This window comes from Desulfovibrio desulfopostgatei, assembly GCF_053570645.1.
The window spans coordinates 915,742-928,564 of sequence record NZ_JBRBQS010000002.1; the positions used below are offsets into that span (position 1 = coordinate 915,742).

General features: G+C 56.2%; 9 protein-coding genes. All 9 read right to left on the reverse strand.

The window, feature by feature from the left end:
* Positions 1–25: 25 nt before the first annotated feature.
* The 9 genes from ACUZ9Q_RS04085 to topA all read right to left on the reverse strand — a co-directional run bounded on the left by ACUZ9Q_RS04085 (position 26) and on the right by topA (position 12,821).
* Positions 26–5,347 carry an SNF2-related protein gene (locus tag ACUZ9Q_RS04085; RefSeq protein ID WP_449247366.1) on the reverse strand — a complete coding sequence of 1,774 codons (5,322 nt, stop codon included), beginning with the start codon at positions 5,345–5,347 and terminating at the stop codon, positions 26–28.
* Positions 5,293–5,613 (reverse strand): hypothetical protein, encoded by a 321-nt coding sequence (locus tag ACUZ9Q_RS04090; protein ID WP_449247367.1) that lies wholly within the window; start codon positions 5,611–5,613, stop codon positions 5,293–5,295. Before ACUZ9Q_RS04090 ends, ACUZ9Q_RS04085 begins: the two co-directional genes overlap by 55 nt.
* Before the next feature lie 129 nt (positions 5,614–5,742).
* Positions 5,743–5,940: an AbrB/MazE/SpoVT family DNA-binding domain-containing protein gene (locus tag ACUZ9Q_RS04095; RefSeq protein ID WP_449247368.1), complete on the reverse strand. Its 198-nt coding sequence runs from the start codon at positions 5,938–5,940 to the stop codon at positions 5,743–5,745.
* 85 nt (positions 5,941–6,025) lie between these two features.
* Positions 6,026–6,790, reverse strand: a complete 765-nt coding sequence (locus tag ACUZ9Q_RS04100; RefSeq protein WP_449247369.1) for a DsbA family protein — start codon at positions 6,788–6,790, stop codon at positions 6,026–6,028.
* Positions 6,774–8,549 (reverse strand): type IV secretory system conjugative DNA transfer family protein, encoded by a 1,776-nt coding sequence (locus ACUZ9Q_RS04105; protein ID WP_449247370.1) that lies wholly within the window; start codon positions 8,547–8,549, stop codon positions 6,774–6,776. The genes ACUZ9Q_RS04100 and ACUZ9Q_RS04105 overlap by 17 nt, the downstream gene beginning before the upstream one ends.
* Positions 8,550–8,558: 9 nt before the next feature.
* Positions 8,559–9,854, reverse strand: a complete 1,296-nt coding sequence (locus ACUZ9Q_RS04110) for a secretion/conjugation apparatus DotM-related subunit (protein WP_449247371.1) — start codon at positions 9,852–9,854, stop codon at positions 8,559–8,561.
* A complete protein-coding gene (locus tag ACUZ9Q_RS04115; protein WP_449247372.1) occupies positions 9,851–10,246 on the reverse strand; it encodes a lytic transglycosylase domain-containing protein in 396 nt (131 codons plus the stop codon). Before ACUZ9Q_RS04115 ends, ACUZ9Q_RS04110 begins: the two co-directional genes overlap by 4 nt.
* A 152-nt stretch (positions 10,247–10,398) precedes the next feature.
* The gene (locus ACUZ9Q_RS04120) at positions 10,399–10,815 is read right to left on the reverse strand and encodes a hypothetical protein (RefSeq protein WP_449247373.1); all 417 of its coding nucleotides are present in this window, start codon (positions 10,813–10,815) and stop codon (positions 10,399–10,401) included.
* Complete coding sequence (gene topA / locus ACUZ9Q_RS04125) at positions 10,812–12,821, reverse strand: type I DNA topoisomerase (protein WP_449247374.1); 2,010 nt, start codon at positions 12,819–12,821, stop codon at positions 10,812–10,814. The genes ACUZ9Q_RS04120 and topA overlap by 4 nt, the downstream gene beginning before the upstream one ends.
* Between the last annotated feature and the right edge of the window lie 2 nt (positions 12,822–12,823).

Sequence of the window (12,823 nt, forward strand, 5' to 3'; positions counted from 1 at the left end):
TCTAAGTAGGTAAAGTTATCCAATTTCAGTTGTTTTTGCAATAGCATAGAAGTGGTGCATGGAACATCTCTTTTTTCGGCTCCCACTCACTTACATAGCCCGGTTCGTCCTGCATACGCTTCAGCTCACGCATGACGGCACCGTGGTTCTCGCGCACCAGGGCCAGTTCATCCTGTTGCGGAAACTCCTGCCCCAGAGCGGCCTTGACCGTATCCATTTCGGCTATTTCCTGGCGCACATTGGTCTGGTAGGTCTGGAAGGCTTGTTCAAGGCCCTTTTCGAGGAAGTTATCCAGCCGCTGGAACATGCCAGACAGGCTGAATTTTTCATCAAAGCCGTAGACCAAGTTATCCGGTTGAAATTCCTGTTCGCCTATGCCCTTGAGAGCAAGGCGGAAGCCGTCACCGCCCGCACCGAGTGACGAGCGCAACATAGACACCTCAAAGCCCCGGTACTTGCCCAAGTTGGGCTTTGCCCGTGCTTCCCGCGTAATGTCCTTCACTCCGTCTCGCAGAATGTTTTGGATCTGCTCACTATTTTTTTCGGTCAGCAGCTTACCGTCTTTGAACCACTCCAGTCGGATGCGCTCCTTGCCCTTTTCGGTGAAGGTATGGGTGTTACCGTCACGCAGGCCGCAGTTGGCCGTATAGTCCGCTTGCGCCTTGGCAAGGCGACCTTCGGCAGCTCCAAGCCACTTCAGACGATCCCGCAGGCGGTGTTGCGACCGTTGATGCTGTGAATACAAGGCTTCCAGTTTGCGGAGGTCACTGGCCAGCTTCACCTGCATAAGGATGAGCGGGTTGCCAGAGGCCGCAGCCTTCATATCCGCCGCATTGGCGGCTTCGGACTGCACATCGTCAATATTGCGCTGAAGCAAGTCACCCTTGCGGAATTGCTCAATGGCAGCGGCTTTTTGCTCTATTACTTGCCACATTCGGCTGTCGTATGTTTGCTTTGTAGCATAATAATAGATGCCTACGGAAAATTTATCGGGGTCGCGCTCATACAGGCTATTGCCTTGGCGAATGATGCGCCCGTTGCGCTGCTCCAGATCGCTGGGCCTCCAGGGCGCGTCCAGGTGATGCGCGGCCACAAGGCGTTTCTGCACATTCATGCCTGCGCCCATTTTGGCCGTGGAACCCAGCAGAACCCGCACCCGTCCAGCCTGCATGTCGGAAAAGAGCTTGCCCTTGCGCATGTCGGTATTGGCATCGTGGATGAAGGCAATCTCATCAGCGGGAATACCACGCTCTATGAGTTTGCGCCGCATGTCGTCGTAGACAGAGAAGCGGGAGCCAGCGGCAACGCAAGCGTCCATGTCTGCGGCCACGGATGTGTCTTCACCGGTATCCACTAACGTGGATTCGCCGTCATCGTCGCCCGGTTCAACCGAATCGCCTGGCTCTGCGTCTGTCAGGCCATCTTCCATGCCTGACTCCGTGCCAAAGTCCACACCAGACTTCGTGCCTGACTCCACATCAACCTGCGCGGTAAAGTCTTCTTCCACAAATTCCAACTTTTGAGTGTGTGAAGTCGCAGGGGCAGGTGCTGCCGAGCCTCCCTTGGGTGTAGACAAATCGCAGAACACGAGCTGTGTTCCCTTGTCTGCCGCCGTGTCCTGCCAAATCTGATAGATGCGATCCACGGCGGCATTGGCCTTGGAACCGTCATAGTCCCCAGCCTCCGGGTCAATAAGACGATAATCCAGCCCAGCCTTTCGGGCGTCATTGGTGATTTTCAGGGGATTGTCGATGCGCGGGTCTTTGGGCAGGTGCTCCATGCGGTCGATGATTTCCGTCATATAGCTGGCCTGCACCTCTGAACGCTCCACCACATGATTGAAAGGCTTGCCATCAGTTACAGGGGGCGTCAAAGGCCGCAGCCCGGCCTGTTTTGCCTGCTCGTCCAAATCGCCTTTCGTCACCACGTCCGCAAAGGAGCGGTACATAGAAAGCAATTCCGGCACGTTCTGGAAGCTAGAAAAGCGCGATTTAAGGCGATAATTCACGCCGGTGGCGTCCAATTCCCAGCCATTGGTAATCTGCCCGAAGGTGGAAGCCCATGCGTCAAAATACTCAATGCCCTTGCTTTTCAGCTCATCAGACTGCAAATAGCGTTGCAGGGTGTAGACCTCGGCAATGGTATTGCTAATGGGGGTGCCGGTCATGAAATACACGCCCCGGCCTTCGTGCTTTTTTTGCAGATACCGGCACTTAATGAACATATCAAGAGCTTTTGCGGAACCCGTGATATTGCCGAGACCCGACACATTCATGGTTGTGGTATAGCTGAGATTTTTGAACTCGTGGCTCTCGTCCACAAAAAGCGCGTCCACGCCCAGGTCGCCAAAGTCCACCGAACGATCCTTGGCCCCGGTTCCGGCCATGAGCTTTTCATAGCGGGTTTCCATTTTTTCGCGCTGTTTTTCAAGTTGTTTGACCGTGGCCCGGCTGCCGTTATTTTCTTTGGATTCCGCTATGGCGGCAATGACCGCATCAATCTGTTCTTGCAGAATTTCTTCCTGCATGTCGCGGGGGGTCTCAATTTTTTTAAAGCTGGAATGGGCGACCACAACGGCGTCCCAATCGCCGGTGGCCACCCGGCTGAATAATCGTTCACGATTCTGCTTGGTAAAATCTGTCTTGTCGGCCACCAGAATATTGGCCCCCGGGTAAAGCCGGTAAAATTCATCGCGCCACTGGTAGAGCAGGTGATTGGGCACTACCACCATAGGCTTGCTGGTAAAACCCATGCGCTTGGATTCCATGATGGTGGCGATGCAGGCCATTGTCTTACCCGCGCCAACAACGTGGTCAAAAAGTACCGTGCCTTCCTGAATGCTGCGCCAGACCACATCCTTCTGATGCGGCCGCAAGGCAACCTCCGCAGACGCTCCTATGAGCTGCACATGGGAACCATCATAGCGTGGCGGCACATGGGTATTGAACCGCTCATTGTACAAGCTGGCAAGGCTCGTGCGGCGTTCATCATCCGTCCACACCCAATCCAGAAAGGCCTGGCGCACCTCGTCGGCCTTTTGCATGGCAGCGGCGGTGAGTTCTTGGTCAACCACCATGATGGGACGATCTTGATCGTCGTACTGACCGCTTTCTTTCTCCACCTTGATGGGGCGATTGGTGAGCAATGATTCAATAATTTTGGAGGCCGGATATTCGGGAATGCCCCACACTTCCGTGTTGGCGGCTTGATCATAGACGCTGACTTTAGCCTCCCAGCGGCCCAGAATGGGCACATAGTTGATGCTCTGATGGCCCCGCCCCCCATGAATACGCTCTTCAATGAAATCGGAGAGCACTTCGCCGGGCACCCAGGTGGAGCCGAACTTGATACCGATGTCTACGGCCTCGATCTCCGGAGGCATGGCGGCGGTGAGAGCCTCTACATTGGGCTGATACTGCGGGTTGTCCTGTGCAGCCGCTTGCGCCCTGTGCAGCTTTTCGCGCACATTGCCGGTGAGGTACTTGTCCCGAATCTCCCATTCTGTACTGGCCGGATTGCGGAAAATCAGGCCTTCATCCTGTAATTCCTGCTGAATGACCTCCGCTGACCGGTGTAGAAGCTGATTCATGCGGGCAAAGTCCACCTTGCCTGTTTCGCGTAAGCTGATGACCAGGGCGTCCTTGGCCGTATCGGCCCGATCCACAATCTGCGTGGGTTTTAGCACCCGCTGCCGAAAGATTGCTGCCTTGCGAGCAGATGCCGGACGCGCCACTCGCAACTGGCCGGAGCTACTTTGACGCTTGGCCAGGTCTTTGGACAAGCCCTTGTCGTATTCCTGCTCCAGCGATTCCAGCAGCGAATGCTCTGGGTCTTCGCGCATGAGGGAGCGGTTGGTTTGGGAATTGAGATGCCCGTGGCGGCGCACAAAATTGTCATACTGCACATTGAGCTGCCGCCGTGCGCCTTCAATCATTTTTTCTTCAGCGTCATTTTTTTCCAGGTTAAGGAGGTCACGCAAGCTGTCCCGCACTTGAATCATGGCCACAAGGCGCTGCCGGGCCGAGTCACTTTTAACCGGCACCTCAGTATATGAAGCGTCACCAAAGCCACCAGCAGTCTTGAAGACGATTTTGCGGCTCTGCGGTTCAACACAAAACGCGCCCATTTTGAGGGACTGGAAGTAGTCGGACGCAATGAATCCTTCATTACGCTTTTCGCTGGTTGCTTCCTCTGCGCTTTCCGTGCGGGGCACATATTGCATGGGCGGCAACACTTGCACCCGCTTGGATATTTCCGCGCCCAGGTCAATATCAGAAGGAGCCACACAGTTGAGCGCGTCCTGAAACATGCCGCCGGAATACACCATGTTGCCGATGATCTGGCCGGGCAATTCGGCAAAATACTTGTTGATGACCGCAGGCCGGGTGCCGCCTTCCTTTGTATCGAGGGCTTCTATAGTGGCGGTTTGTGTCCAATCGGTACTGCGGATGCGTGGGCCGTCATGCTTGCGGAAGAAGAGAATGTCCGTGGTGACATCGGTTAGCGCGTTCTGGCGAAAAGCCGTTTCTGGCAGGCGCACAGCCCCCAGAAGGTCGGCATATTCTGCAATATGCTCACGGGCAGCAGGGTCTGCCGCATCCATAAAGAAGCGGCTGACCACAAAAGCCCCTATGCCGCCAGGGCGCAGCAGGCTCAGAGACTTTGCCAAAAAGTAGTTATGAATGGAGAAATTGCGCAGTTCTGGAAAGTTGGGATCGTAGAGGGTCTGCTTGCCAAAAGGCGGGTTGCCGACAACCAGGTCAAACCTTGCCCCTTGAAGTTCTACATTCTGAAAGCCGTTGTTGAGGTGACGAGCTTTCGGGTAAAGATACTTGGAAATGGCCGCTGTGGTCGGGTCAAGCTCTACAGTCAGAAAGTCAGCATCATAGCCTTGTGGCAGCAGGCCCATGAAGTTACCGATGCCAGCCGAAGGCTCCAGCACTCGTAGCGGGCCGCTGCCTTGCAGGCCCATGACATTGAGGCCCTGATAAATACCCTTGATAACGGTTTCAGAGGTAAAATGCGCGTCCTGGGTGGAACGTCGGGCTTTGGCGTATTCGTCTGGCGCAAGCAGGCTTTGCAATTCCTGATATTCCGCAGCCCACTTTTCGTTGCGGGCGTCAAAGGCTTGGGGCAGACCGCCCCAGCCCACATAGCGCACCAGCACTTTTTTATCATCCGGCCCGGCTACCTCCACCTTACGCTCTTGCAAATCCTTGAGCAGGCGAATAGCGGCAATATTGTCTGCAAACTTGGTCTTTGCGCCGCCGTGGCCGAGCCGGTCGTCCGAACCTATATGGTAATTTTCAGGCTCGTATCTATCCCGGCGTTCTGCAAAATCTCCCAATCGCTCATCCCCTGGCGACTCGCTTCCCAGGCTGAATCCGAGTTCAGCACGTTCGCTTCCCTCGTGGCCTGCTGATCCAGCGTCACCATGAAAGAGATTTCCCCCCTCGCTTCCAGACGGCGCAGGTCGTCGGGCTGGTTCAGTGCCCACCTGTCCAAAATCAAATAAGCGGAGTTGGTGAACGCCGCGCTCTGCACTTCGCGGATGGTCTGTGGGTGCAGCACTGTGCGGGCGATGTCCAGTGGATTGGTTGGTCTGTCGAGCATGATATTCCTCCTTGGTATCGGCTTGGGCGTTCTCGCGCCGAAGTTGTTCTATTTGATCTGCTGTTACGTCAAACGTAAAGCTCAACTGCCTGGGGTCATACTTCTGTTTGCGTGGCCGTGCCATGAATCCTACCTTGGTACGGTCACTGCCTCCCCATTTTTGCCAAAGGATAGTGTGGCCGCGTTCAGTATACGGATGCCCCCGTTTGGGGAGTCGTCTTCAATAAAGACAACCTTGTCACCCTGTTGCAAATCTAGTTTCTTACGAACCGCCACAGGGATGGTAATCTGCCCCTTGGAGGTCATGGTGGATACTTCCATTTTCATGTGGTGCTCCTTTTCTCTTTCCTTACTTTCCTTGTATCCCTTACCAAGAAAAAAGCAAGTAGAAAAGCAAGGGCGCTCCACCCACTCAAAGCATTTTTTCGCTGAGCTGCCCGTTGGTGATGATGGTGATGACTCTCTCAACCGCCGCGTGATCACCTGCACGGGCCTGCTTGGCTATGGCGAGGGCTTCGCGTAGTTGCATGGCCGTGAAATCACAAGACGGAAAGCGAATCCCGGCGAGGATGTAGGTCGGCGTGGAGGTGATGCGCCCGTACCCCGCCAGAATGTCTCCATTGACTATTGTGGTTGCGCTGCCGCTCAGAGCTTCACCAAAGGTTTCGGCGGGAATGGCCGCTTCCTGAAAGGCTAGCAGCAGTGAGGCTTCATAGGGGGTGGGAATGCCCAGCGATGTTTGCGGCAGCACCTTATCCCAAAACAAATTGGCGGCGTTGGCCGAGAATTGTTTCAGGGCTTCGTAGCTCAAGGCCTTTTTGAGGGATTCGCCGTATTGATCGGTCGGAATGTGGCGCACCACAATGCACATGTCGCTGTTGGCTCGCTGGGCTTGCAGCGGTTCACGGACGCCACAGTAGGAACATTCGAGGTTAACCCAATACTCCACCAGGTCGCCCTGGAAGTCTTTAACAGGCCGCCCGTCCAGACATTGCCGGTCGGCTAGAGTTTCAACGGGATTATAGGGCAGAGCCATGTCTTTATTCACTTCAGCCCGAACTTTGGCTGCCACAGACACCCTGTCTGACATGGGTGTTCCGGCATGGGCCGGGGCATTGGCCATCAGAATGGCCAACATTGCCAGAGCCACTATCATAGCATTACGCTGCATCTGCATACGAAACCTCCTGCCCCAACTGGAGCAACTGCGGCACACGAAGCTGTGCCATTTTGAGTGAAGGATTGGCGTAGAACATATCTCCCCGGACAATCTGGCCGGAAAAGATGAAATGGGCTTCGCCCTCGATTTGTTCCTGAAGGTCGCGCAAGTCCACGCGATCTTCTTTTTCTACAGTGGTGTTCATGGTGTCTGCGTAGGTGGAACCAGACTTGTCATTGACCGAAAAGCCGGAACTGCGCACCACGGTGTTTTGCCCGGCCTGGCCGCGTATAAGTTCCCATGTCTTTTCGGCATCTTGCAGCTTCATGAAGGCTTTAATACTTGTATTAGCTACCATTTGCTGTGCGCCTTTCTTATCCGCTTCCAGAATGCCCGCGTAATCTTGACTGGCCACAATGGCGGCAATCCCAAGCCCACGGCCTTGAGTGAGCACTACCTCAAAGCCTGGCGTTACGATGGCTGCGTATTCGTCTACAATGCACAAGTACGGCCCAATACCTACGGTGTCCGTGGGCAAGGCTTCCAGTGTGTCGGCGGCATCGCCTTCAATCTGTGCGCCGAGGCCCACGGCACAGGCATTGCGTATGGCCGACAAGCTGATCTTACCGAGACTCGCAAGCTCTTGAGGGGCTTTTTCCAGAGAGGGCAACAATACTACGAGGATTCTCCTTTGAAGAATGGCGTCAGCGAAATCCACTTCGCCGTCTTCCGCACCGTAGATGTGGCTGTAGGTATCTGTCAGGCTGGACAGTGCCTTGCCGAAGTAGGATTGTGCGTAGCCGAACTGCTCCGCAAAGGACGGGGGCTGATCCTTCAACTCCCGCTCGGCAATCCAGCCGGAGGTGCCCAGAGCCGCCTTGATGGAGGCACTGGATTCCTCATCCAACTCCGGGTGCAGGGCCAGCTCCACACATTTTTCCAAAGCCAAGGCATCACGGATCACGCTAGTGGAGAGCTTCAGAAAGCCCTTGTCTCGTAAATCCACCAGGGCGTACATGACTCCGGAAATGAGAGCCTGTGCCTTGTCTGCAAAGATGCTGTTGGCTCCATCAGACGCGGGCATGAGCGACACCAAGAGCTGCGTGAGGGCTTCGGCACTGCCGAAGGTAAAGGGATTGTTGGTATTGGAAAGGCGGCGCGGAGATTTGCCCTTCACCTTGCCGGATGTTCCGTAGTTGAGCACGCGGAAATCGTCATCGCGCCCTAAAAACCTTGCCATCTGCCAAATCTGCACGGCCAACTTAGGTGAAGCCTTGGGGTCGATGTAGAAAAGGCCGCTGCCAGTGGCGAGGGAGTTGTAGGCAAGAGATACCAAGGTCTCCGTCTTGCCGGAGCCGGTGGTGCCGAAAAGCAGCATGTGGGTCAGAATATCTTTGGCTTTCAGCCACAATTCTTTGCCATTCAGGGCGTTTCCCAAAAAGAACAGTCCTTCTGGTTTAGCGTAACCGCGCCTGCCTGGCAGGGGGTCGCCCTTGTCCTTGCCGCAGAGGCCCAGAGGCATTCGGAAGGGAAGTCGCTCACTGCTCACGCATACACAGCGTAGTACAAAAAAGAACAGGCCCAGCACAAAGAGTGGCGTTGCCGCCACGGGGAAGGCAAACAGACACACCCCCGCCCCGAACGTGCCGCTGGTCTGCACCGTGCCGTTTTTAAGAGCGTCCACCAACTGATGCACTGGTGAGCGTACATCCCGCAGCAGAGCTTTGCGCTCTTGTGCCTCTCTGTCTTCCAGGCCGCGAATTTTTCGGTCGCTCATGGCAACACCTCAGCAAAGTTCATTTTTCAAAGAATCATCTTCATTGGCGTCATACTCTTCCAGAAGCACTTCTGCCGGAGCAAACGTCATGCTGTCGTCCAGGTTCAGGCCCGACGACTCGAACAGGCGCGGCATATCTGAAAGCCAGCCCTGTGCGGCCAAATTGTCGCGTAAACGTGACACCGCATGGTCAAGGCGAGGTTCAAAAAGCGTTTTGCCAGCTCGCTCTTCCGCTGCATAATGCGCCCAGGCAGCAAAGCCTTCAGCCCAGGCAGCGCGGCCCCCGCATTGATTGAGTGCGTACCAGAGTGGGCGATCCAAAGGCCGCAGCCAGAGGAACTGTGAGGAGGCCAGCACCCCCTTGCGCCGGGCCAGGGTCAGCAAAGCCATAAACCAAGGCAGTTCAAAGGCCGCATGGCGTATCAAAAGCGGCTCAACCAACAGCCCTTGGTGTTTTTGCGCGATTGTATCCAGGGAATGCTGAAATCTGCGCTTTTCCAGCACTGGGCAGATGGGTTTTTCGACTTCTCGATAGGAGGTGGCCACGGTATCCAGAATATTCAGGCAGTCTTTTTTCCTTCCCGCAGCGTAAGCCAGAAAGGCGCAGGCCAGCGCCTTGCGTTCGGCGGCAAGGCCTAGGATGCAGGAAAATGCCCCGCCAAGTTGCTCGCGCAACACGGCAGCAGCCTTTGCCTCATCCAGATAGGCATTGCCGTATGCTGGCAGTTCGACATGCGCGAGGCCTCGCCGCAGAGCTTCATCCACACTGAAGGGTTGCCCGTCCTTGTTCAGCAAAAGCCCGTGCTCCAGGGCGAACTGCACAGGGCTGCGGGCAATGCGCCAGGGGCCGGAGTCATACGATTCCGGCGAAAGCAGGGCATTGCCGCGCCCCACCACAGGCCGCAGGCAGGCAAAGGATTCGGCATTGTGCCTGAGCAAACTGTCCATGTTCAAACGCCGTATCAGCCCAGACGTTCTGCTCATGAAGAGACACATCCCGCCGAGTGCCATCAGTATCAGGGCATAGGGCCACCGAACCCATTTGCCGCTGTACCGCACCACGTTCATGACCTGATCCCAGGAGAGCGCGGCGGGGTCAGCCTGCGTAATCAATTCCCAAGCCTTGTCTGCTTCTTCAGAAAACGGCGTGAAGGCCACGATTTGCGCCTTTGCCAGTTCCAGCAATCCACCGTTGATTTTCCCCGCCCGTGCCACATACCAAGCAGGCACCAACAACAGAATGGCGATCATCAGACAGACCAGCAAAAACATGGTGTTGCCGCTGTCTTCGTGTTGGTTTTTCATCGGGCACCTCCCGCTTTTGCCAACAGGTCAGCCAGCCCGGTGCGCTCCATCCGGGCCAGGTGTTTTCTGACCCGGCCCAGGTAGGCGTCACGGAAGTGCGGGGTACGGGAATGGTACGCGCCAACGGCATCCCAAATATTGCGGGCACGGTCATACTCCTTACGCAGAATCCATGCCGCTGCATGGGCATTGACGCAGCCGTCACTCAGTACCGCTTCAGGCGAAAAGCCCGCCCGCAGAAGTTCGTTGACGTGGCAGGTGTTCACTTGGAAGCCGCCTAAATCCCACGTTCCGTTGGTATTGCTGAGGGCTTCGCCAGTCTTGCCACCTTCTGTAGCCAAAATGCCCACCAGCGCGGCCAGGGGTAGACTGTAAACATCAGCCGCTTCCACCACGCACTCCCAGGAGAGAGCGCGGGTGGGTGGAACCGCGATCCTGTCCCGATTAACGGAAGAGGCGGCAAGGGCCGTAGCGGGCAGAAGGCAGAGCCACATAGCGATATATAAATATATTTTTCTATGAAACATATGTTTATAGCTCGCTATCATTTCAGCTTGCGAATCAGCGAACCAGCCACATCGCTGCCGCTGCCGGAGACCTGAAAGGGATTGTTTTTGCCAATGGCAGTCACGCTGGAACGGGCTTCGCTCAAAACCTCGTTCATCTTGCTCTGAATCATGGAATCCACCTGACGGCACATGCCGTTGATGATGGAATCCATACTGGGAATAGTCACACCAAGGGAAAAAGCGTCTCCAATGCTGGCGATACTGCCCAGGCAGTTGGAAAGCGGCCCCCGATCTTCTTCAGGGTCGGGCATTGTGGTGTTATGGGTTTCCTTTACGCGGGCATTGCGTTCCTTGATGGCACCAGTGGCCGCGTTCTGGGTATCGTCGCACGGGGATGCGAGGCAGGGAGCCGCTATAAACATGAGCATGAGGGTTAACAGCAGAGTTTTCATTTCTTACCCCCTTTTGGGGCATCGAAGTTGGGCCTGCCGTCTTCCCCTACCTGATAGAGCTTCTTGCAGACGGGATAGCCGGAGCAGCCGAAGAACGGGCCTTTGGCACTCTCACGGCGCACCAAAGGCTTGCCGCAGGTGCATTTGAACTTGGTGGGTTCGGGCTTTTTGCGGGCTTCGCCGGGTTTGCCGTCCACATTGGGGTAGCTGGCGTTGCAGGCACGGTCGGAACATGAAAAGAAGTCATATTCGCCGGAGCCGTCGCGGCGCTGTCCCTTCATGCGCACAAGAGGCTTGCCGCAGGCATCGCAGACAAATTCTGTAACTTCTGGGGCCTTGCGCTCCTGCTGGGGATACTTGGCCGTGAAGTCGCCAACTTCCTGTTGAAGCTGCTCATAGGCCATTTCCATGACTTCCCTGTAGGAAGCCGCGCCTCCGGCAATGGCGTCCAGATTGTCCTCCATCACTCTGGTGAACTCGTAATCCAGAAAGGAGAATGCCCCAGTGAGCAAGTCCACCACCTGTTCCCCCACGGGCGTGGGCACGAGCTGTCTTTTTTCGACGCGGACATATTCACGCTTGAGAATGGTATCCACAATGGCCGCGAAGGTTGCCGGGCGACCTATGCCTCGGTTTTCCAGTTCACGAACCAGGCTCGCTTCCGAAAAGCGCGTGGGCGGTTTGGTCTTTTTGGTCAACACCCTGCCGCTGGCGGGAGAAACGCTTGTGCCCTGGCTCAACATGGGCACAGGGTTTTCCGGTTCGTCACCTTCATCGTCCCGTTCATCCAATGTTGCCGCGTCGGTCGCGAGCAAGACCTTCCAGCCGGGGTCACGCAATACCCGACCCCTGGCCTCAATGACGGCTTCTTTGCCATCCAGGGCCGCAGCAAGACGAAGAGTGCGCACGTCATACACGGCATCCGCCAGTTGCGAGGCCAGAGTCCGCAGGCGGATGAGGCGGTACAGGGCCTGTTCGTCCGGGGTATCTCCGGCTTCTTCAACGCCGATGTGGGTCGGGCGAACCGCTTCATGTGCTTCCTGAGCGCCTTCCTTGGATTTCCAGATACGGGGCTTGTCCACTAGGGGCCAGCCGTGTGCCTGGCAAAAAGCACGAATCTCCGCCACAGCTTCTGCCGACAGATTGGGCGAATCCGTGCGCATGTAGGTTATGTGCCCGCTTTCATAGAGTTCTTGTGCAAACTGCATGGTCTGCTTGGGGGTGAACTTTAAGGCGTTGGAAGCCGCCTGCTGCAAGCTCGATGTGGTGAAGGGCGCGGGTGGGGCCGTATGGCTTTCGGATTCCATGCAATCTTTCACAGTAAGAGCAGGCAAGGCCGCAACACGGTCAGCCAAAGCAGTATCCAGCAGATATTCTTGCCCAGCCTGCAACCAGGGCTTGGTAAGCCAAATGGCATTCCAGCCTCCGGCAAACGCCAGTTCCGCGCCGTAGTGGGTCACGGACACAAAGCCCTTGATAGCTCGTTCGCGCTCTACCACCAGCCGCACAGCCGGGCTTTGCACCCGCCCGGCAGACAGGCGTGTGCCAGCGGCACGGGAAAGCGGCCCACTGACCAAATACCCGCAGAAGCGGTCGAGAACGCGCCGGGCTTCCTGTGCCGCTACCAGTGCCATGTCCAGAGGGCGTGGGGCTTTCAGTGCCGCCTGTATGGCTGAGGCCGTGATTTCGCTGTAGGTGACACGCTTGGGATTTTTTAGGCGCAGGGCATCGGCAACATGCCAGGCAATGGCCTCGCCTTCGCGGTCAGGGTCGGTAGCGAGGTACACCGCACCCGCATCCTTGACCAGAGCTGCCAGCCTTTTGAGCACGTCTTTGCCACGCTCCGTGGGAGTATACGCAGGGGTGAAGTCCGGCAGGGCAATGCCCAACTCGCGCTCCGGCAAATCGCGCACATGGCCAACGGACGCGGCCACTTTCCAATCGACTCCCAAAATGGACTGTACTTTTTTGACCTTGCCGGGTGATTCCAAAATGAGCAGATTCATAG

What these genes read in the sequence shown, in the direction of transcription:
- ACUZ9Q_RS04090 (WP_449247367.1), bottom strand. Translation starts at nt 5,613, where the DNA reads ATGCTCGACAGACCAACCAATCCACTGGACATCGCCCGCACAGTGCTG.
- ACUZ9Q_RS04095 (WP_449247368.1), bottom strand. Translation starts at nt 5,940, where the DNA reads ATGAAAATGGAAGTATCCACCATGACCTCCAAGGGGCAGATTACCATC.
- ACUZ9Q_RS04100 (WP_449247369.1), bottom strand. Translation starts at nt 6,790, where the DNA reads ATGCAGATGCAGCGTAATGCTATGATAGTGGCTCTGGCAATGTTGGCC.
- ACUZ9Q_RS04105 (WP_449247370.1), bottom strand. Translation starts at nt 8,549, where the DNA reads ATGAGCGACCGAAAAATTCGCGGCCTGGAAGACAGAGAGGCACAAGAG.
- ACUZ9Q_RS04110 (WP_449247371.1), bottom strand. Translation starts at nt 9,854, where the DNA reads ATGAAAAACCAACACGAAGACAGCGGCAACACCATGTTTTTGCTGGTC.
- ACUZ9Q_RS04120 (WP_449247373.1), bottom strand. Translation starts at nt 10,815, where the DNA reads ATGAAAACTCTGCTGTTAACCCTCATGCTCATGTTTATAGCGGCTCCC.
- topA (WP_449247374.1), bottom strand. Translation starts at nt 12,821, where the DNA reads ATGAATCTGCTCATTTTGGAATCACCCGGCAAGGTCAAAAAAGTACAG.